Source organism: Phenylobacterium sp., from assembly GCF_031360265.1.
Lineage (GTDB): Bacteria > Pseudomonadota > Alphaproteobacteria > Caulobacterales > Caulobacteraceae > Phenylobacterium.
Window position 1 is genome coordinate 43,794 of record NZ_JANMBF010000099.1, and the last position, 19,808, is coordinate 63,601.

The following is a 19,808-nucleotide window of genomic DNA, read 5'->3' on the forward strand; positions in this document are numbered from 1 at the left end:
CTGGACCTGGATGCAGACCCAGGCCGTGGTTCCGCCGCAGGCGCCCAGGCCGCCCCGCTCGCTGCCGCGCATCCGCGAGGCGATCAATGCCCCGCACGACGCCGGCCGGCCAATGCGCATCCTGGTGGCCACCGACGCCTGGGAGCCCCAGGTCAACGGCGTGGTGCGCACGCTCACCCGCGTGGTCGCCGAGCTGCGCGCCATGGGTCACATGGTCGAGGTGATCAGCCCCGACCAGTTCAAGACCTTCCCGCTGCCCACCTATGCCGAGATCAAGGTGGCGATCGGGGTCTATGAGCCGGTGCAGGAACGCTTCAAGGCCTTCGAGCCGGAAGCCATCCACATCGCCACCGAAGGTCCCATCGGGCTCGCCGCGCGGCGCATTTGCGTGGAATGGAAGCTGCCCTTCACCACCAGCTATCACACGCGGTTCCCGGAATATGTCTCCGCCCGCCTGCCGCTGCCGCTGGCCGCCGGCTACGCCTACATGCGGTGGTTCCACAAGCCGTCGGGGCGGCTGATGGTGGCCACGCCGACGATGCGCGACGAGCTCGCCGGCCATGGATTCCGCAACATTTCCGCCTGGTCGCGCGGAGTCGATACCGAGGTCTTCCATGCGCGGCGCCCCGGTGACCTCGACCCCTATGAGGGGATGGCGCGGCCGATCTTCCTGTCGGTCGGCCGGGTGGCGGTGGAAAAGAATATCGAAGCCTTCCTCGGCCTCGACCTGCCCGGAACCAAGGTGGTGGTCGGCCCCGGGCCGCAGAAGGAGGAGCTGGAAGCGCGCTATCCGCGGGCCGTGTTCGTCGGATCCAAGGGGGGCGAAGAGCTGGCGGCCTATTTCGCCGGTGCGGACGTCTTCGTGTTTCCGTCGCTCACCGACACCTTCGGTCTGGTGATCCTGGAAGCCATGGCCTGCGGCACCCCAGTGGCCGCCTACCCCGCCCCCGGCCCGATCGACATCATCCCCAACTCCGCCGCGGGCAAGCTGGCCGCCAGCGCCACGGAGGGCCTGCGCGAGGCGTGCCTGGAGGCGCTGTCCTGCGATCGCGCCGTGGTCCGCGCCTTCGCCGAGACCTTTTCCTGGCGGGCCTGCGCCGAGGATTTCCTGCGCAACCTGCAGCCCTATCCCGAGCCAGAGAAGACCCGGTTCTGGCGGCGCCTGCGGCGGCTCGCCCGGGTGCGGCGGCGTAGGCCCGAAGTGGCCTGAGCCCGTCAAGCCTGGGCTAGGAGCCTGTCCCACTCAGGTTGGCTCAATCTGAGTGGAGGAGATGGGGCTCCAGATATAAGCGACCACCCTGTTCTTTCCCGGCTGACGTGATTCACGTCAGCCGGGCCATGACGATCAAAGGGAACCTTTTGAGCCACCCTGGACAGGCCTCAGCCGAAGCGGCCAGTGATGTAGTCCGAAGTGCGCCGCGTGGCAGGGCGCTGAAAGAGGTTCTCGGTCGGCCCGAACTCGACCAGCTCGCCCAGGTACATGAAGCCAGTGTAGTCGCTGACCCGGGCCGCCTGGCCCAGGTTGTGGGTGACGATGACGATGGTGTGGTCGGCGGCGAGCTGGGTCACCGTCTGCTCCAGCTTGGCCGAAGAGATCGGGTCGAGCGCCGAGGTCGGCTCGTCGAGCAGCAGCACTTCTGGCCGCACCGCCACGCCGCGCGCCACGCAAAGCCGCTGCTGCTGGCCGCCGGAGAGGCCGAGCCCCGGGCCCTTGAGGTTGTCCTTCACCTCGCCCCAGAGGGCGGCGCGGGTCAGCGCCTCTTCAACCCGCGCGTCCATCTCGGCCTTGCCGAGGGTCTCGTAGAGGCGAACCCCGAAGGCGACGTTGTCATAGATGCTCATCGGAAACGGCGTCGGCTTCTGGAACACCATGCCGACCCGGGCCCGCAGCCCCGCCAGGTCGACGCGGGGGCCAAGCACATCCTCGCCGTCCAGCATGATCTCGCCGGTCGCCCGCTGGCCCGGATAGAGGGCGTACATGCGGTTGAGCGTGCGCAGCAGGGTCGACTTGCCACAGCCGGAGGGTCCGATCAGGGCGGTCACCTTGTTCTTCGTAAACGGGATGGAGACCGCCTTCAGCGCGTGCAGCTTGCCGTAGTAGAAATCGAGGTTGCGCACATCGACCTTCACCTGCGCGCGATCCACGTCAGCGATGCTGGTCTCGAACATCTCGTTGGGATTGGAGGTATTCATCGGCTTGTGGAGTCCCTGGCGATAAGGCGCGCGATGATGGTCACCGACAGCACCGTGACGGCGATCAGCAGCGCGCCCGCCCACGCCAGCCTGCGCCAGTCGTCATAGGGGCTGAGCGCGAACTGGAAGATCACCACCGGCAGGTTGGCCATCGGCTTGGTGGGATCGAGACTGAAGAACTGGTTGTTCAGGGCGGTGAACAACAGCGGCGCGGTCTCGCCGCTGACACGGGCGAAGGCCAGCAGGGCGCCGGTCAGCATGCCGTTGCGCGCCGACGGCCAGAGGATCTTGCGCACCACGAAGGAGAAATGCGCGCCGAGCGCCACGCCGGCCTCGCGGAGGGTGGACGGCTGCAGCCGCAGGACATCCTCGGTCGTCCGGGTGATCACCGGGATCGCCAGCAGCGACAGCGCGACCGCGCCGGCGAAGGCCGAGAAGCTGTGGAACGGCGCGACGAGGATTTCATAGACGAACAGGCCGACCAGGATCGAGGGCGCCGAGAGCAGCACATCGTTCAGGAACCGGATGACCTCGGCATAGTGGCTGCGCCCGCCGTACTCGGCAAGCCAGGTCCCGGCCAGGACGCCGAACACCACCGCCAGAACCATGGCCAGCAAGCACATCATGATCGAGCCGACGATGGCGTTGGCCAGGCCGCCCTTGGATCCCGGCGCGGGGGTCGAATGAATGAAGACGCTGAGGTCGAGCCCGCCGACGCCCTTGCTGAGCAGGGTCCAGAGGATGGCGGCCAGCGCCGCCAGGGCGACGGCCGTCACCGCGTAGCAGAACACCACGAACAGGGCGTTCCAGACCCGCCGGCGCACCAGGATCAGGTTGGAGGATCTGTTCAAAGCCTCTGCTCCTGCCGGCCCAGCAACAGGCGCGCCAAGGCCAGCACGATGAAGGTTATGACGAACAACACCAGGCCCAGCGCGATCAGCGCCGCGAGATGCATGTCGCCCGAGGCTTCGGTGAACTCGTTCGCGATCGTCGAGGCGATGGTCGAGCCGCTGTCGAATATGGACTTGGGGAAGCCGTGCGAATTGCCGATGATGAAGGTCACCGCCATGGTCTCGCCCAGGGCGCGACCGAGCCCCAACATCACCGCGCCGATGGCGCCGGTGCGAATGTAGGGCAGCGTGACCGACATCACCACCTCGCGGGTGGTCGCCCCCAGTCCATAGGCGCTTTCGCGGACCGAGGCGGGCACCGTCATCAACAGGTCGCGCAGGGTGGCGGCCATGAACGGCAGAATCATGATCGCCAGGATGATCGAGGCCGACAGGATGCCTGACCCGTTGGGAACGCCGGTGGTGAGGGTTTCCAGCAGCGAACCCGGCCTGGCCGCCGACATCAGCGGCAGCTGGACGTATTTCGAGAACATCGGGGCGAAGACGAACAGGCCCCACATGCCGTAGACGATCGAGGGGATGCCGGCCAGCAGCTCCACCGCCGTGCCGATCGGCCGGCGCAGCGGCGCGGGGCAGAGTTCGGTGAGGAAAAAGGCCACGCCGCCGGCGATGGGCAGGGCGATCACCAGCGACACCCCAGCCGTGATCAAGGTGCCCACCATCGGGCCGGCCGCGCCATAGACCTCCGTCACCGGGTTCCAGGTGGCCGATGTCAGGAAGCCGAAGCCGAACTTGTGGATCGCCGGCCAGCCGCCGATCACCAGCGACAATAGAAGGCCGCTCAGCGCGGCCAGCACGGCGGTGGCCGCGGCGAAACAGGCGCCTTCGAAGATCACGCCCACAAAGGCGCCGCTTGGTGAGGAACGGACGGTCGAAGGCGGACGGGAGATGACGGTTTCAGGCATGCCTTCGCTCGGGTTCGCGCGCCGCCCCGGCCCACCCGGCGCCAGGGGTTGGCGACGAGCGGGTCGGGCGGCGAGTAGACGCTACTTCAGCTTCGACCAGGCGAGCTTGCGGACCTGCTCCTTGACCGACGCCGGTAGCGGAACATAGGCCAGTTGCGAGGCCGCCGCGTCGCCGTTTTTGTAGGCCCAGTCGAAGAAGGCCAGGACGGACTTTCCCTTGGCCTGGTTGGTGTGCAGCAGGATGAACGTCGCGCCCGAGATCGGCCAGGCGTCCGGCCCGGCCTGATCGACCAGCAGCAGATAGAAGCCCGGCGCGGATTGCCACTTGGCGCCCGCGGCGGCGGCGGCGAAGGCGGCGGCGGTAGGGGACACGAACTTGCCGGCCTTGTTCTGCACCTGGGTGTAGGTCAGGTCGTTCAGCGTCGCGTAGGCGTATTCCACGTAGCCGATGGAGCCGGGGGTCTGTTTGACGAAGGCGGCGACGCCCTCATTGCCCTTGCCGCCTAGGCCGGTGGGCCAGGACACGGAGTCGCTGGCGCCGACGTCGCTGGCCCAGTGGGCGGCTTTCAACGCCAGATAGGTCGTGAAGATGAAGGTCGTGCCGGACCCGTCCGAACGGTGCACGACAGTGATCGGCAGGTTCGGCAGGGTGATGCCGGGGTTGGTCCTGGCCAGCAGCGGATCGTTCCATCTCTTGATCACGCCGCGATAGATGTCGGCGATCTGCGCGCCGGTCAGTTTGATCTGGCCGGACTTCACACCCGGCAGGTTGACCACCGGCACAACGCCGCCGATCACGGTGGGGAACTGAATGAAGCCGTTGGTCGCCAGGTCGTCGGGTTTCAGCGGCTTGTCGCTCGCGCCGAAATCGACGGTGTTGGCGGTGATCTGACGAATGCCGCCGCCGGACCCGATCGACTGATAGTTCAGGCTGGCGCCGGTCTGGGCCTTATACATCTCCGCCCACTTGGCGTAGACCGGCGCCGGGAACGTCGCGCCCGCGCCCGAGATCGAATCGGCGGCCTGGGCGGCGCCGGCCGCACCGGCGATCAAAAGCGCGCCGACGGCGGCCCGAAAAAATTGAATCATGGTTCTCTCCTGAATAGAGCGCCGCGTCCCTGTCGCTCTTTCCCGGGTCCTTAACGGCCTTGGTTGTCAGTTTGGTGACAGCGGACGCCAAACGTCCGCCGGCGGACGGACCGCGCACTGTCACATCCCTGTCATTCGATTGTCGGCCAGTCGTCACACGGCGTCGCTAAGACCCGGCGGCAGATAAGACGGGGACAAAGATCATGAACCTTCCGAACACCGGGCAGGCGCGACGCTATGCCGGCGCGGCCTGCATCGCGCTTTTGATGTCGGGCGCGGCCTCCGGCGCGCTCGCCGCGCCGAAGCACCACAGGGCGCACGCCCCCAAGGCGCCGGTGGTTGACGCCCGCGACGCCAGGTTGGCGGCGATGCAGCAGCAGATCGACGAGATGCGCGCGCAGATGGCGCAGATGGGCCAGAAGGGGCCCGACCAGGGCGAGGCTCGCGTCGCGGCGCTGCAGCAGCAGGTCGACACCGTCAACGCCCAGCTGGCCGAGGTAAAGGCGGCGCAGACCGCCGACGCCTCGAGCATCATCACCCTGCAGGCGCCGCCGTCCGGTGGGGCCGTGGTCACCACTCTGCCCAATGGCAAGCCCGCCTTCGCCACCGCCGACGGCCGCTTCACCGCCAACGTCCGCGCCAACGTGATGTTCGACGCGGCCAGGTATTTCCAAAAATCCAACCTGCCGGCTCAGGTCACCAACCGCGACCTGAACAGCGGCACCAACTTCCGCCGAGCCAGGTTCGGGGTCGATGGAAAGATCTTCAAGGATTTCGACTATTCGATGATCATGGAATTCGGGGGATCCGGCGGCGAAAATGCCGGCCAACTCTATGAATTCTATATCCAGTACAGCGCGCTGAAGCCCTGGAAAATCAAGCTCGGCGCCTTCGAGCCCAAGGTCGGCCTGGCGGCTGACGTCGCCACCGGCCAGATGCCGATCCTGGAACGCCCGTCCCCGGCCGAAGTCGCCCGCAACGTCGCCGGCGGCGATTCGCGCAGCGCGCTGCAGGTGTATGGCAACGGCCTCTGGGGCGCGGGCGACACCGGCGTCGCCACGCGCTGGATGCTGTCGGGCGCGGTGACGGGCAATACCATCGGCACGATCAATTCCACGGGCGCGGCGACACCGCAGCCCTCTGGCGAGCAGACCGCGATCATCGGCCGGTTCGCGGTCGCCCCGTTCAGCTCCACCGACTGGCAGGCGCACTTCGGCGTCAACGCCCAGTACGTGACCCAGCCGAACGACGCCGGCGCCGCGGCCAGCCCGCGCTATCCCGTGCAGCTGCGCGACCGGCCGGAATTGCGGATCGACGGCGCCCGTCTAGTGGACACCGGCGCGATCGATACGCGCCACGTCACGGTTCTTGGCGCCGAGGCTGGCCTGACGGTGCGCAACTTCATGGTCGAAGGCGAGTACTTCGACTACCGGATCGACCGCCGCAACGCCGCCAGCCCGGCCATCGCGCCTAGCAACCCGAACTTCACGGGCTGGTACGTCACGGGCGTCTGGGTGCTTACCGGCGAATCCCGGTCCTACAACCCTGCCGAGGCGCGGTTCGACGGTCCGAAGCCGAACTACAACTTCAATCCGGCCGCCGGGACCTGGGGCGCCTGGGAAATCGCCGCCCGGTATTCGGACCTCAATTTGAACTATCACGACTGCGGCGCCGGCAAGGCCATCCCGGCCGCGGGGGTCGCTTGCTTCGACGCCATTCGCGGCGGTGAGCAGAAGATCTCCACGCTCGGTCTCAACTGGTACCTGAACGCCGACATCCGCTTCATGCTCGACTACCAGCATGTCGATGTGAACCGCTACAACGCCGCCGGTCTGCAGGTCGGCCAGCAATACGACGCCATCGCGCTGCGCAGCCAGCTCAGCTTCTGATCCCCCCTCTGCCTCCCTCGCAGAGCCCTTGCGCCGCCGCGCCCCCCCGCGGCGGCGTCTTCTTATTCAGGATGGGCCAGGCGTCAGAGCAGCCGGCCCCGCATGGCCTGGGACAACAGGTCGATCAGGGTCACAGCGACGATGATCACGATCACGATGGCCGAGAGCTTGTGATAGTCGAAGGCGTTCATCGTCTCGAACAGCAGCTGGCCGATGCCGCCGGCGCCGATCAGGCCGAGCACCGTGGCCGAACGGGAATTGGATTCGAACCGATAGAGCGCATAGGACGTCCAGTGCGGAGCGACCTGAGGGATCACGCCCCAGACCACCTCGTGCAGGCGGTTGGCGCCGGTGGCGCGGACGCCCTCAACCGGCCCCCGGTCGATGGACTCCACCGCCTCGGAGAACAGCTTGGCCAGCACTGCCCCGGTATTGACCGCCAGCGCCATCACCCCGCCCAGCGGACCCAGGCCGACGGCCACCAGGAACAGCGTGCCCAGCACTAGGTCCGGGATCGAGCGCAGCAGGTTCATCAACAGGCGCATCGGCTGCTGCACCCAGGCCGGCGAGACATTCTTGGCGCAGGCCAGACCAAAGGGGACCGCCAGGATCACCGCCAGGAAGGTGCCCCACATGGCGATCTGCACCGTGAGCCACATCATCTCGACATAGAGCCGCCAGTCGGTGAAGTCGGGCTTCAAGAGTTCCGCGCCATACTCGCGCATGTTCTGCGAGTTGGTGAACAGCTTGGTGACGTGGCTCATCTCCACGGGCTTGTAGGCCACCAGCAACAGCACGATCACCACCCCCCAGACCAGGGTGTCGGGCGCCCGCTGCAGCAGCGAGCGGTGCGGCGGCGGCGGGATCTCGCCCGCGCTGAGCGCCGTCGAGCTCATCAGACGTCCGGCTCCTTGGCGCGTTTGCTGGCGGCGGCGGCATGGATCTTGTCGAAGGCGGCCTGCGCGGCGGCGATCTTGGCCGGATCCTTGCCGGCCTGCGCCGCGGCCAGCGCCTGGGAGGCCTGCATCTCGCGGATCGGGTCGAGGTAGGCGTTGCCGGCGGGCCTGAAGCCGCCGTAGGCCAGGCCCTTCAGCACCAGGCGCTGCCGGTCGGCGGTGGGGCCGGTTCCCACGCCGTAGGTCAGGAAGAACTGGCGCATCTTCTCCTTGATTGCCGGATCGAGGTCCTTGCGCGCGACGATCGAGCTTTCCGGCAGGGGCGGAGACGTCCAGATGGTCTCGATCCTGGCGGCCTCTTTCGGGTTCTCGCGCTGGAAGAACAGGAGGCCGACGGAATTGTTGGTGGCCACATCCAGCACGCCATTGGCCACCGAGAACGCGTTGGCCTGGTGGCTGGCCGAGCGCACGGTCTTGAAGCATTTGGAGGGCTCGATCCCCTTGGGCGTGAACAGGTAGGCCATCGGCGCCAGCGTGCCGGACGTCGACTGCGGATCGCCCAGGCCGAAGGCGTAGCGCTGGCCGCAGGCCAGCAGCTTGTCCAGCGTGATCCCCGAGCCCTTGCGCACGATGATCACCGACTTGTAGGTGGCGTCCCCGCCGGCATCGACCACCCGCCCCAGCACCTCGGCGTCGGCCCGCTCCACCGCGTCCAGCGCCGGCAGGGCGGAGAACCAGCCCACCTGCGCCTGGTTGAAGCGCATGGCCTCGATCAGCGAGGTGTAATTGGTGGCGAAGAACGGCTTCACCTTCACCCCGATCTGCACCGACATGTCGTCCAGCAGCGGGGTCCAGAGAGGGGACATCGACGCCTGGTTTTCGGCGGACAGGATGGTGAAGGTGATCTCCCTCGGCGGGGCGACCGGGACGGGTTTCGGTGCGCAGGCGCTCAACGCCGCCAAGGCGCAAAGACCCAGCGCGCCGGCCAGGGTGCGGCGGGCGATCATTTCGGAGCTCCTTCCCAGAACACGTCTTCGAATTCCGGACCGTAGATGTCGATCAACTGTTCGGTCTTCAGGTCGCGGGACGGGCCGTCGTAGACGATCCTTCCAGCCTTCAGCGCCACAACGCGCTCGCAGTAGCGCAACGCATAGTCAACCTGATGCAGGGTGACGATCACCGTCAGTCCGTCCCGCGCGTTCAGGTCGCGCAGGCTTTCCATCACCTTGCGCGCCGCGACCGGATCGAGGGAGGCCACCGGCTCGTCGGCCAGGATGATCTTGGCCTTCTGCACCAGGGCGCGGGCGATGGCGGCGCGCTGCTGCTGGCCGCCGGAGAGCGTGTTGGCGCGCTGGGCGGCGTAGTCAGCGACGCCGACGCGGGCCAGCGCCGTCATGGTCGCCAGCCGGGTCTCCTGTGGCCAAAGTCCAAGCAGGCCCCGCCAGGCGCCGATCCGGCCCAGCGAGCCCAGCGCCACGTTGGTGAACAGCGACAGGCGTCCCACCAGATTGAACTGCTGGAAGATGAAGCCGATGCGGGTGCGGGTCTTGCGGACCCCGCTGTTGATGCGGCCGTTTTCCTGCACCGGGCCGCCGAACGCCTCGATGACGCCGGCGCCGGGATCGATGGTCTGCAGGCCCGAAATCGAGCGCAGCAGGGTGGATTTTCCGGAGCCCGAGGGGCCGATCAGCGCGATCATCTCGCCCTTGCGAACCTCCAGCGACACGCCGTCCAGCGCCCGGCGCGCGCCAAAGCTCTTGCTGGCCTTGCGGATGGACAGGACCGCGGCGTCGGACATGGACGGTTGGGCTTCCCCGAAACGAGCCTGTGGGCGGGCAAACAGGCCCGCCCTGCCCAGGCTTCATGGCACGCCCGCCCGCGTCCGGTCTAGCGCAGCGAAAGCCATGGGCCGCCGCTGTGGATAGAACTCTTTACATCGCGGTCCGATGACCCTATTTGGCGCGTTCCGGCGGACCCGATGTCCTGAAAAGCGCTGCTAACGCCGGATTGGGTTCAACTATCCGTTGGGGGTTACGTGAATTGCACACGTATCATACGCCCCTGGACCTGGTCCGTGATCGCTCTCCGGAACGTCCCGTCGCACTCGCGCGACCGGATGCGGTAGCGACCGCGGCGCGCTGGTTCCAGGACAAGTTCAAAGGCGACGTCTTCTACGCGGTCAAGGCGAACCCGTCGGCCTGGGTCATCGAGACCCTGGCGGCGAACGGCGTGACCTCCTTCGATGTGGCCTCGATGCCGGAGATCGAACTGGTCAACCGGTTCGCGCCGGGATCGCGCATGGCCTTCATGCACCCGGTCAAGAGCCGCGCCGCCATCGCCGCGGCCTACCGCGACCACGGCGTCACGACCTTCGCGCTCGACACCCATGAAGAGCTGGCCAAGATTCTCGCCGCCACCGGCGGGGCCGACGACCTGACCCTGATCGTGCGCCTGGCGGTCAGCGCCACCGGCGCGGCCTACTCCCTGTCCGGCAAGTTCGGTGTCGAGGCTCACGAGGCGTCGTCCCTGCTGCTGGCCACGCGCCAGGCCACCCGTGGCCGGATGGGCGTCTCGTTCCATGTGGGCAGCCAGTGCATGCGCCCGACCGCGTTCCAGGCGGCCATGGCCCAGGCCAGCCGCGCCATCGTCCGCGCCGGGGTTATGGTCGACATTGTCGACGTGGGCGGCGGCTTTCCCAGCGTCTACCCGGGCATGGTGCCGCCGGACATGGCCGACTATTTCGACTCCATCGAGCGCGGCTTCGCCGAGATGATGGTCCACGAGGACACTGAGCTTTGGTGCGAGCCGGGCCGCGCCCTGGTGGCGGAGGGCTCCTCGATCCTCACCCGGGTCGAGCTGAAGAAGGGCGACGCGCTCTATCTGAACGACGGCAGCTACGGCAGCCTGTTCGATGCAGCGCACACCAAATGGCCGTTCCCGGTGAAGCTGTTCCGGAACGAAGACGGCCTGGCCCGCGAAGTCGACGGCCCGATGAAGCCGTTCCGCTTCTACGGCCCGACCTGTGATTCCATCGACCACATGCCAGGTCCGTTCTGGCTGCCGGAGGATGTCGCCGAGGGCGACTACATCGAGATCGGCATGCTGGGCGCCTATGGGGTGGCGATGAACACCCGCTTCAACGGCTTCGGCGACGCCGACACGGTCGAGGTGCGCGACGCCCCGATGGCCTCGATGTTCGGTCTGGCCGGCCGCAACATCCGCCTGCCGCGCGAACAGCAGGAGGAAGACCGCAAGGTGGTCCGCCTGTCCCGCCCCAAGGGTCGCGCCGGCAAGAGTCGGCGGCGCAGATAGGCAGATAGAATGTTGGTCCTTCTCCCTTGCGGGGAAGGTGGCCGCGTGGGCAGTCGGATGGGGGTGCATCTCCCACGCCGGCCAGTTCCGCGCTGACACCCCCACCCCAACCCCTCCCCGCAAGGGGGAGGGGGCTTCCGGTTCGTCGCTCCGTCCGACCCGGCAGGACTGATTTGGACGGGCGCTCAAACTCGAAGGAAACTCAGGGAATGAACGCTGACGTTCAGAAGTCCAACCGCAAGGCCGAGCTGCTGGCCAACACGGTCGAGCACGTGGCGATCGACGCCTATGACGCGCGGCCGATCATCGACGCCATGCGCCAGATGAGCTTTACCAGCCGCGACACCGCGCGCGCCGCCGACATCTGGTCGATGAGCCTGGAGGACGCGGGCTGTTCGACCTGGCTGACGCTGGCCGGCTCCACCTCGGCCGGCGGCTGCATGCACATCTATCGCGACATGGTGAAGCACGGGATGATCGACGTGATCGTCTCCACCGGCGCCTCCATCGTCGACATGGATTTCTTCGAGGCGCTGGGCTTCAAGCACTATCAGGCGCAGGCCTCCGTCGACGACCGCGACCTGCGCGACCTCTATATCGACCGCATCTACGACACCTATATCGACGAGGAAGAGCTGCAGACCTGCGACGCGACGATCTTCGACCTGTGCAACGCGCTCGAGCCGCGCCCCTATTCGAGCCGCGAGTTCATCTGGGAGATGGGTAAGTGGCTGGCATCCGGCGGCGCGAAGAAGCCGGGCTCGCTGGTCCAGACGGCCTACGAGGAAGACGTGCCGATCTTCTGCCCCGCCTTCACCGACTCATCGGCCGGGTTCGGCCTGGTCAAGCATCAGGTGGAACAGATGAAGGCCGGCAGGCCCTACCTGACCATCGACGCGGTCGCCGACTTCCGCGAATTGACCGACATCAAGATCGCCGCCGGGACCACCGGCCTGTTCATGGTCGGCGGCGGTGTGCCGAAGAACTTCGCCCAGGACACCGTGGTCTGCGCCGAGATCCTCGGCCACGTGGCGGAGATGCACAAATACGCCGTGCAGATCACCGTCGCCGACGTCCGCGACGGCGCGTGCTCGTCCTCGACGCTGAAAGAGGCCTGCTCCTGGGGCAAGGTCGACGTCACCTGGGAGCAGATGGTCTTCGCCGAGGCCACCACGGTCGTGCCGCTGATTGCCTCCGACGCTTTCCACCGCGGCGCCCACAAGGCCCGCGCCCGGCGCCGGTGGGCCAGGCTGTTCGCCAAGGCGGCCTGAGCCTGTCTTCCCTCGCTGCCCCTCGCTCAAACCCTGTCCTGGGGCCGACTTTGGGTCGGTCAGGGCTGAGCCGTCCGATAGGACTCTAAGCGATGATGTCGGGGGTCAGCAGGTCCTCGATGCGGAAGATCTCGTCCTTCAGCGCCAGCTTCTTGCGCTTCAGCCGGCCGATCAGCAGCATGTCGGGCAGCGGCGACAGCGCGATCGCCTGGACGGCGGCGTCCAGGTCGGCGTGGTCCTGGCGCGCCTCGGCCAGGCGGGCCCTGAGGGCGTCTTCGGAGGTGTCTTCGTCGTCGTTCATGGCGCGGCCTGATCCTAACCCAGCGCGGCGGCCAGAGCGGCCAGGGCGTCCGGCGGCGCGGGCCTGCCCCAGGCCCGGGACGCCGCCTCCAGCGCAGTCAGGGCATGGGCCCCGCCCCGCCCCTTGGACAGCGTCTCCAGCGTTTCCAGCAGCACCCGCTCGGCGCGCAGCTCGGCGGCCTTGACGTCCTCGCGCAGACCCTGGCGGGCGTCGTCCTCGACGCCGGTGAAGGCTGGTTTCAAGGCCCGGCGAATGTCGCGCAGCGGCCCCAGCGCCAGCGCCTCCCAGCGGCGCGCCACATCGGCCGCGCGATCGAGCAGGCGTGCGTCGTCGGTCTCCGCCCACACCGCCCAGAGCAGCAGAGAGGTGTTCTGGCCGTGAACATCCTGCAGGGTCAGGCAGGCCTGTGGCGCACCGTCGCGCGCATAGGCCGAGAGCGTCCAGTTCCAGAGTGTCATGAATTCACGCCTCCGACTTCAGCGGGCCGATGTCCAGGCCCCAGCGTTTCACCGGCGTCCACGACAGCCCGAAGAGATCGAGCGCGCGGCCCACCGACTGATCGACCATGGCCTCAAGGCTCGCGGGCCGGGCGTAGAAGGCCGGCAGCGGCGGGGCGATGATCGCCCCCATCTCCGCCAGCTGGACCAGGGTGCGCAGGTGGCCCAGGTGCAGCGGCGTCTCGCGGACCATCAGCACCAGCGGCCGGCGCTCCTTCAGCACCACATCGGCGGCGCGGGTCAGCAGCGAAGCGGTGACGCCGGTGGCGATCTCGCTCATGGTGCGCACCGAACAGGGCGCGACGATCATCCCCAGTGTGGGAAACGAGCCGGAGGCGATAGCCGCGCCGATGTCGCCGGCCTTGTGCGCCATATCGGCCCTGGCGTTGACCTCGGCCTGGGAAAGCTCGGTCTCCTGGGCAAGCGTCAGCGCCGCGGCGCGACTCATCACCAGGTGCGATTCGACGCCTAGGTCGCGGCAGGCGTCCAACACCCGCAGGCCGTAGACCACGCCGGACGCGCCGGAGATGCCGACCACCAGCCTTGGGCGCTCGATCTTGGGGCGCTCGATCTTGGCCATGGAAGCGGTCCCTAACGCGCAGACGCCAGCCAAGGTTTCAGCTTAGCCGTCTGCAAACATATGTGATCTGACAGCGAGGCATAGCGGGTGTTCACTGTGCTTTCCAACAGCAAGGAGGTCATTCGCATGGCGTTGGAAGCCCGGATCCGTGAACTCGGATCCCGCCATCAGTCCCTTGAACAAGCCATTCAGGACGAACTGCGCAGGCCCGCCGCCGACGACATCCGATTGAAGGAGCTCAAGCGACAGAAGCTCAAGCTGAAGGAAGAGATGGAGAGTCTTCGCGGCCAGGTTCACTAAGGCGCAGATGCAGGGCGGATCGCGCCGAACCACGGTCCGTTCCTCCGCTCAGTCGTGGCTGTCCTTCACATAGGCGGTGACGCCCTCGACCAGGTGGTCGAACATGGCGCGCATGCGCCGGCTGCCGCGCAGGTTTTCGTGCATCACGATCCAGACCCCAAGCTGGAAGACCGTGATGTCGGGCATCACCCTGACCAGGCTGCGGCGGCGCGCGATGGACGGCTGAGACACACCGATCCCGAAGCCGGCGCTCATCGCCGCCAGCTGGGCAAGGTCGCTGTCGCTTCGGAAGGCGAAGGTCTCGCGGCTTATCACGACGTTGCGGCCGCCCAGATCGCGCACGCTGCGCGCGGCGCTGTCAAAGCCGATCACCGGATGGCGCTCCAGCTCCTCGAAGCTGGCCGGCGCGCCGTACCGGGCGATGTAGTCGGGCGCGGCGTAGAAGCCCAGGCTCACCTCGCCGACCTTCTTGGCGACCAGCGCGCTTTGGGTCGGCGGAGCCATGCGCACGGCGATGTCGGCCTCGCGGCGTGAAAGATCGTCGAGCACATTGGACATCATCAGCTCGATCACTGTGCCGGGGTGGGTTTCCCGAAATCGGGTCAGCATCGTCGGCAGGACCTCGGCGCCGACGATCTCGCTGGCGGTGATACGGATCGCGCCCACATGGGAGTCCGCCGCGCCGGTGGCGTCGCGCACCGCCGCCGAGGCGGCCGCGGCCATGTCGTGCAGGTGGGGCTTGAGCTCCAGGGCCAGGTCGGTGGGCTGCAGGCCGCGCGGACTGCGCAGGAACAGCGGGGAGCCCAGGCGCTGCTCCAGCGTCTCGATGTGGCGGCCCAGCGTTGGCTGGGTGAGGCCACGCAAGCGCGCCGCCGCCGACAGGGTGCCGGCCTCCAGCACCGCGTGCAGGCTTTGGAATAGATCCCAGTCATTCGGTCCAGGCATGCATCAATGCATAGCTGATCCAGAGAATTGGGCAATTCCGTTTGGGTCACAAGGACGGCATCTGTAGCGCGAAGCCCAGGAGCGGACAGATGACGACGGAAAGACGGGCGCTGGTGATCGGGGCCACGGGCGGGATCGGCGGGGCGGTGGCGGACCAGCTGGTGGCCGACGGCTGGCGCGTGCGGGCGCTGAACCGCAATCCCGACAAGGCGCGAGCGACCCGGCCCGGCCTTGAGTGGGTCAAGGGCGACGCCATGGTCGAGGCCGACGTGGTCGCCGCCGCGCGGGGTGTCCAGCTGCTGGTTCACGGCGCCAATCCGCCGGGCTATCGCAACTGGGCCGGCCTGCAGATGCCGATGCTGGCGGCGAGCATCGCCGCGGCCAAGGCGTCCGGCGCGCGCCTGGTGTTTCCCGGAACCGTCTACAACTTCGGCCCGAGCGCCTTCCCGACCCTGACCGAGACCTCACCCCAGGTCCCCGTGACCCGCAAAGGAAAGATCCGTGTGCGGATGGAGCAGGCGCTCGCCCGGGCTGCCGAGGACGGCGTGCGGGTGCTGATCGTTCGCGCGGGCGACTTCTTCGGCCCGAAACCCGGGAACAACTGGCTGTCGCCGGGACTGGTCAAGCCCGGCCGCCCGCTTGCCGCGGTCAGCTATCCCGGCCCGCTGTCGGTGGCCCACAGCTGGGCTTACCTGCCCGACGTTGCCAAGACGATGGTGCGGCTGGCGGCGTTGCCCGATCTGGGCGGCCTGGAAGTCTTCCACATGAGGGGCCACAGCCAGACCGGCCAGGCCTTCGTCGAAGCGCTGACCCGCGTGGCCGGCCGCAAGCTGGCGGTGAGCCGCCTGCCCTGGTTCGCCGTCCGCGCCGCCGCGGCCTTCAACGAGACGATGCGCGAGATGCTGGAAATGCGCTACCTCTGGGACGAGCCGGTGCTGCTGGACAACGCCAGGCTGGTCGCCCGCCTCGGCGCCGAGCCGCATACGCCGCTGGAAGATGCGCTGCGGGCCGCGCTGGAGGGCCTGAACGCCCTGCCGCGGGAAACCACGGCGCTCGCAGCCTGACGGCAAGACAATGCGCCGCCCCGCAAATCCGAGGCTCCGCGGCACTGGACGCGCCCGGGGTCGCGGACCTACATGCGATCCATGTTTGGCAAGACGCTCTACGACAAGATCTGGGACGCCCACCTGGTCGCTGACCAGGATGGCGAGTCCATTTTCTACATCGACCTGCACCTGATCCACGAGGTGACCACGCCCCAGGCCTTCGCGGGGCTGAGGGCCGCAAAACGCGCCGTGCGCCGGCCCGATCGCACGCTGGCCGTCGCTGACCACAATGTTCCCACCGAGGGCCAGGGCCTGGGCGTCTCCGCCGTGGCCGATGCGGAAGCCCGCCTGCAGCTCCAGACCCTGGAAGCCAACGTCAAGGACTACGGGATCGAGTTCTTCCCGATGGGCGACGTGCGCAACGGCATCGTCCATGTGGTCGGCCCCGAGCAGGGCCGCACCCAGCCTGGCATGACCATCGTCTGCGGCGACAGCCATACCTCCACCCACGGCGCGTTCGGGGCGCTGGCCCAGGGCATCGGCACCTCGGAGGTCGAGCACGTCCTGGCCACCCAGACCCTGCGCCAGAAAAAATCGAAGAACCTGCGGGTGACGCTCGACGGCGCGCCGATCCCCGGCGTCGGGGCCAAGGACTATGCGCTGGCGGTGATCCGGGCGATCGGCACGGCTGGTGGCACGGGCTACGTTATCGAGTACGCCGGTTCGGCAATCCGGGCGCTGTCCATGGAAGGCCGCATGACGCTGTGCAACCTGACCATCGAGGCCGGCGCCCGAGCCGGGCTGATCGCGCCGGACGCAACCACCTTCGACTATCTGCGGGGCCGTCCGGCGACGCCCAAGGGCGGGGCCTGGGAGATGGCGCTGCCCTACTGGCAGTCCTTCTTCTCCGATCCCGACGCCCATTTCGATCGTGAGATCGTCATCGACGCCGCATCTATCGCGCCGCTGGTCACCTGGGGCACCAGCCCCGAGGATGTGATCGCAGTGAGCGACCGAGTTCCCGATCCGGCGCGCTTCGAGACCCCTGACAAGCGAGCTTCGGCGGCGCGGGCGCTGGACTATATGGGGCTGACCGCCGGCCAGCCGATCACCGAGGCCAGAGTCGACATGGTGTTCATCGGATCCTGCACCAACAGCCGCATCGAGGACCTGCGCGCGGCAGCCCAGATCGTGGCCAAGGCTCTGGAAAACGGCCGCCTCGTCGCGCCTCACGTCCGCGCCATGGTCGTGCCGGGCTCGGGCCTGGTGAAAGCCCAGGCGGAAGACGAGGGCCTGGACGAGATCTTCCTGGCCGCCGGCTTCGAATGGCGCGAGCCGGGCTGTTCCATGTGCCTGGCGATGAACCCCGACAAGGCGCCCCCCGGCCAGCGGGTCGCCTCGACCTCCAACCGCAATTTCGAAGGCCGTCAGGGCCGCGCGAGCCGCACCCACCTGATGAGCCCGGTGATGGCCGCCGCCGCCGCCATCGCGGGCCACATCGCCGACGTCAGGGATTTCCTGTAGCTTGACCAACTTGGTCAAGGCGACCATCTTGAAGCCATGAAACAGGTCAATCTCTATGAGGCCAAGACCCACCTCTCGGCCCTGGTCGAGGAGGCGGCGGCCGGCGGCGAGATCATCATCGCCAAGAACGGGAAGCCCTATGCGCGGCTTGTGGCGATCCCCGAAGCGGCCAAGCGTCCGCCGCGCCAGTTTGGGCAATGGGGCCGCGACTACGGGTGGCAGGCGCCGGAGGTGTTTCCTGAAACCACGCCCGAGGAGATCGCCTTGTGGGAAGATGGGCCGGTGTTCCCGCCGGACGATCCGTGAGCCGATATCTGATCGACAGCCATGTGTTGCTGTGGCTGGTCGGCGGCGACCGGCCGATCCCGCAGGCAGTGCGCGCAGTGCTCCAGGATGCCGACAATGACCTTTACGTCAGCGTGGTCGGTATCGCCGAACTCTGCATCAAGAGCGGCCTGGGGAAGTTGGTGCTGCCGCCGGCCGTCATGAGCGACCCACTTGCCAGATTCACCGTGATTCTCAGTGAGAACAGTATCGAGCCCCTGCCCCTTACCCTGTCGCACGCCGCGCGCCTGCGCGACCTGCCGCGCCACCACGGCGATCCGTTCGACCGGCTGATGATTGCTCAGGCGATGGCGGAGAACCTCACCGTCGTCACCCATGACCGCGCCTTCGCCGCCTATGAAGGGCTGGCTGTGCTATGGGTCTGACCCGATGATCCGCGCCCTCGACCACATCGCCATTGCCGTCACCGACTTCGACGCCGGGGTCGATGGCTATCGCCGCCTGCTCGGCCGCGAGCCGGACCTGGAGCCGCGCAATGGCGCGAACCGCGCCTGGTTCCGCTTTCCCAACATGGCGCTGGAAGTGATCTCGCCCACGGGAGCGGGCGGGGCCGGCGACCGCGTGCGCGCTCAGATCGACACGGCCGGCGAAGGAACCTGGCTGGCCGCGTTCCAGGTCGATGACGTCGCCGCCGCCTCGCGCCTGCTGAGCCGCCGTGGGCTGGAGGTCGAGCCGATCGGCGCGCTGGCGCGTGTGCGCGCCGCCGGTCTCACCTTCGTCCTGACGCCCAAGGCCGACGCGCCGCTCTCGCCCCCGACCGACGGCGAGGCCGCCGCCGTCAGCGCTCTCGATCACGTCGTCGTCCACACGCCCAACCCCGACCGGGCGCTCGGCCTCTATGGCGCCAAGTTCGGCCTGGACCTGCGCCTCGACCGCGCCAACCAACAGTGGGGCGCGCGGCAACTTTTCTTTCGCTGCGGCGGGGCGGTGTTCGAAGTGGGCGCGAGCCTGAAGGGTCCGGTCAGCCCAGAAAGCCTGGACGAGCCCGACCGGTTCGGCGGCCTCGCCTGGCGGGTCACCGACCCCGACGCCGCCCAGGCCCGCATCGCCGCCGCCGGCTTCGACGTCTCCGAGGTGCGCATCGGCCGTAAGCCCGGAACCAAGGTGTTCACCGTCCGCGATGCGCCGGGCGGCGTGCCGACGCTGATGCTGATGCCCTCGCCGCAAATGGATCCCTCCTGATGGACGCCTTCACCCGCCTGGACGCGAAGATCGCCCCGCTGCCGCTGGCCAACATCGACACCGACCAGATCATCCCCAAGCAGTTCCTCAAGACCGTGGAGCGCGAGGGGCTGGCCAAGGGTCTGTTCTACGACCTGCGCTTCGATGGCGAGGGCCGCGAGCGGCCGGACTTCGTGCTCAACAGGCCGGAATACAAGGGCGCGGGCGTGCTGGTGACCGGCGACAATTTCGGCTGCGGGTCGAGCCGCGAGCATGCGCCCTGGGCCCTGCTGGACTTCGGGATCAGCTGCGTGATCTCCACCAGCTTCGCCGACATCTTCTACAACAACTGCTTCCAGAACGGCCTCCTGCCGGTGGTGCTGAAGGCCGAAGAGGTGCAGGCGCTGATGGAGGAGGCCAAGGGCGGCAACCACCTGGTCACCGTTGACCTGGCGGCCCAGACCGTGGTTTCGCCGTCGGGCCGGACCTTCGCCTTCGAGATCGACCCGCAGCGCAAGCAGAAGATGCTGAACGGCCTGGACGCCATCGGCGAGACCCTGCAGGCCGCCTCCGACATCGATGTCTATGAGATGAAACAGGCGCTCGCTAAACCTTGGTTGGAAGACGCCTAGGGGCTGGAGGA

The 19,808-nt window shown here is 67.8% G+C and carries 22 protein-coding genes; 11 read left to right on the forward strand and 11 right to left on the reverse strand.

Going from position 1 to position 19,808, the window contains the following annotated elements; translation table 11 throughout:
* Positions 1 to 112 precede the first annotated feature (112 nt).
* Positions 113 to 1,210: a glycosyltransferase family 1 protein gene (locus RMN86_RS08640; protein ID WP_309605470.1), complete on the forward strand. Its 1,098-nt coding sequence runs from the start codon at positions 113 to 115 to the stop codon at positions 1,208 to 1,210.
* A 170-nt stretch (positions 1,211 to 1,380) separates the two neighbouring features.
* Here the strand turns inward: RMN86_RS08640 and pstB are convergent, their stop codons facing one another.
* The 4 genes from pstB to pstS form a co-directional block, all read right to left on the reverse strand.
* Positions 1,381 to 2,169 (reverse strand): phosphate ABC transporter ATP-binding protein PstB, encoded by a 789-nt coding sequence (gene pstB, locus RMN86_RS08645; RefSeq protein ID WP_405041334.1) that lies wholly within the window; start codon positions 2,167 to 2,169, stop codon positions 1,381 to 1,383.
* A 20-nt stretch (positions 2,170 to 2,189) separates the two neighbouring features.
* Entirely contained in the window at positions 2,190 to 3,044 is an 855-nt protein-coding gene (gene pstA, locus RMN86_RS08650; RefSeq protein ID WP_309605428.1) for a phosphate ABC transporter permease PstA, read from the reverse strand.
* Positions 3,041 to 4,009, reverse strand: a complete 969-nt coding sequence (gene pstC, locus RMN86_RS08655; RefSeq protein WP_309605429.1) for a phosphate ABC transporter permease subunit PstC — start codon at positions 4,007 to 4,009, stop codon at positions 3,041 to 3,043. Before pstC ends, pstA begins: the two co-directional genes overlap by 4 nt.
* Before the next feature lie 81 nt (positions 4,010 to 4,090).
* Positions 4,091 to 5,098: a phosphate ABC transporter substrate-binding protein PstS gene (gene pstS / locus RMN86_RS08660; RefSeq protein WP_309605430.1), complete on the reverse strand. Its 1,008-nt coding sequence runs from the start codon at positions 5,096 to 5,098 to the stop codon at positions 4,091 to 4,093.
* Positions 5,099 to 5,301: 203 nt separating this feature from the next.
* On the opposite strand from pstS, the gene RMN86_RS08665 reads away from it, so the two are divergent.
* A complete protein-coding gene (locus RMN86_RS08665) occupies positions 5,302 to 6,987 on the forward strand; it encodes a porin (protein ID WP_309605431.1) in 1,686 nt (561 codons plus the stop codon).
* Between the two features lie 83 nt (positions 6,988 to 7,070).
* Here RMN86_RS08665 and phnE read toward each other — a convergent pair whose 3' ends face one another.
* Genes phnE through phnC form a run of 3 tightly spaced genes read right to left on the reverse strand, consistent with a single transcriptional unit; the run spans position 7,071 to position 9,681 of the window.
* Positions 7,071 to 7,883 carry a phosphonate ABC transporter, permease protein PhnE gene (gene phnE, locus RMN86_RS08670; RefSeq protein WP_309605432.1) on the reverse strand — a complete coding sequence of 271 codons (813 nt, stop codon included), beginning with the start codon at positions 7,881 to 7,883 and terminating at the stop codon, positions 7,071 to 7,073.
* Entirely contained in the window at positions 7,883 to 8,890 is a 1,008-nt protein-coding gene (gene phnD / locus RMN86_RS08675; protein ID WP_309605433.1) for a phosphate/phosphite/phosphonate ABC transporter substrate-binding protein, read from the reverse strand. Before phnD ends, phnE begins: the two co-directional genes overlap by 1 nt.
* Positions 8,887 to 9,681 (reverse strand): phosphonate ABC transporter ATP-binding protein, encoded by a 795-nt coding sequence (gene phnC / locus RMN86_RS08680; protein WP_309605434.1) that lies wholly within the window; start codon positions 9,679 to 9,681, stop codon positions 8,887 to 8,889. The genes phnD and phnC overlap by 4 nt, the downstream gene beginning before the upstream one ends.
* Before the next feature lie 242 nt (positions 9,682 to 9,923).
* Here phnC and RMN86_RS08685 point away from each other — a divergent pair, with 242 nt between their 5' ends.
* Entirely contained in the window at positions 9,924 to 11,195 is a 1,272-nt protein-coding gene (locus RMN86_RS08685; RefSeq protein ID WP_309605435.1) for a type III PLP-dependent enzyme, read from the forward strand.
* 209 nt (positions 11,196 to 11,404) lie between these two features.
* Positions 11,405 to 12,466 (forward strand): 1,9-bis(guanidino)-5-aza-nonane synthase, encoded by a 1,062-nt coding sequence (locus RMN86_RS08690; RefSeq protein WP_309605436.1) that lies wholly within the window; start codon positions 11,405 to 11,407, stop codon positions 12,464 to 12,466.
* A gap of 85 nt (positions 12,467 to 12,551) precedes the next feature.
* Here the strand turns inward: RMN86_RS08690 and RMN86_RS08695 are convergent, their stop codons facing one another.
* Genes RMN86_RS08695 through RMN86_RS08705 form a run of 3 tightly spaced genes read right to left on the reverse strand, consistent with a single transcriptional unit; the run spans position 12,552 to position 13,844 of the window.
* Positions 12,552 to 12,767: a DUF465 domain-containing protein gene (locus RMN86_RS08695; protein WP_309605437.1), complete on the reverse strand. Its 216-nt coding sequence runs from the start codon at positions 12,765 to 12,767 to the stop codon at positions 12,552 to 12,554.
* 14 nt (positions 12,768 to 12,781) lie between these two features.
* Positions 12,782 to 13,225 carry a TIGR02444 family protein gene (locus RMN86_RS08700; RefSeq protein WP_309605438.1) on the reverse strand — a complete coding sequence of 148 codons (444 nt, stop codon included), beginning with the start codon at positions 13,223 to 13,225 and terminating at the stop codon, positions 12,782 to 12,784.
* 4 nt (positions 13,226 to 13,229) lie between these two features.
* Positions 13,230 to 13,844 (reverse strand): UbiX family flavin prenyltransferase, encoded by a 615-nt coding sequence (locus RMN86_RS08705; RefSeq protein WP_309605439.1) that lies wholly within the window; start codon positions 13,842 to 13,844, stop codon positions 13,230 to 13,232.
* Positions 13,845 to 13,970: 126 nt separating this feature from the next.
* Between RMN86_RS08705 and RMN86_RS08710 the strand changes: the two genes are divergently transcribed.
* Entirely contained in the window at positions 13,971 to 14,144 is a 174-nt protein-coding gene (locus RMN86_RS08710) for a DUF465 domain-containing protein (RefSeq protein ID WP_309605440.1), read from the forward strand.
* A gap of 48 nt (positions 14,145 to 14,192) precedes the next feature.
* Here RMN86_RS08710 and RMN86_RS08715 read toward each other — a convergent pair whose 3' ends face one another.
* On the reverse strand, positions 14,193 to 15,089 hold the full coding sequence (locus tag RMN86_RS08715; protein ID WP_309605441.1) for a LysR family transcriptional regulator: 897 nt from the start codon (positions 15,087 to 15,089) through the stop codon (positions 14,193 to 14,195).
* Between the two features lie 89 nt (positions 15,090 to 15,178).
* Here RMN86_RS08715 and RMN86_RS08720 point away from each other — a divergent pair, with 89 nt between their 5' ends.
* From RMN86_RS08720 to leuD, 6 genes are all read left to right on the forward strand, one after another.
* The gene (locus RMN86_RS08720; RefSeq protein WP_309605442.1) at positions 15,179 to 16,153 is read left to right on the forward strand and encodes an SDR family NAD(P)-dependent oxidoreductase; all 975 of its coding nucleotides are present in this window, start codon (positions 15,179 to 15,181) and stop codon (positions 16,151 to 16,153) included.
* 81 nt (positions 16,154 to 16,234) lie between these two features.
* On the forward strand, positions 16,235 to 17,659 hold the full coding sequence (gene leuC, locus RMN86_RS08725) for a 3-isopropylmalate dehydratase large subunit (RefSeq protein ID WP_309605471.1): 1,425 nt from the start codon (positions 16,235 to 16,237) through the stop codon (positions 17,657 to 17,659).
* Between the two features lie 36 nt (positions 17,660 to 17,695).
* Positions 17,696 to 17,965: a type II toxin-antitoxin system prevent-host-death family antitoxin gene (locus RMN86_RS08730; RefSeq protein ID WP_309605443.1), complete on the forward strand. Its 270-nt coding sequence runs from the start codon at positions 17,696 to 17,698 to the stop codon at positions 17,963 to 17,965.
* Positions 17,962 to 18,369 (forward strand): type II toxin-antitoxin system VapC family toxin, encoded by a 408-nt coding sequence (locus tag RMN86_RS08735; protein WP_309605444.1) that lies wholly within the window; start codon positions 17,962 to 17,964, stop codon positions 18,367 to 18,369. Before RMN86_RS08730 ends, RMN86_RS08735 begins: the two co-directional genes overlap by 4 nt.
* 4 nt (positions 18,370 to 18,373) lie before the next feature.
* Positions 18,374 to 19,186, forward strand: a complete 813-nt coding sequence (locus RMN86_RS08740; protein WP_309605445.1) for a VOC family protein — start codon at positions 18,374 to 18,376, stop codon at positions 19,184 to 19,186.
* On the forward strand, positions 19,186 to 19,797 hold the full coding sequence (gene leuD / locus RMN86_RS08745; RefSeq protein WP_309605446.1) for a 3-isopropylmalate dehydratase small subunit: 612 nt from the start codon (positions 19,186 to 19,188) through the stop codon (positions 19,795 to 19,797). The genes RMN86_RS08740 and leuD overlap by 1 nt, the downstream gene beginning before the upstream one ends.
* Positions 19,798 to 19,808: the final 11 nt, after the last annotated feature.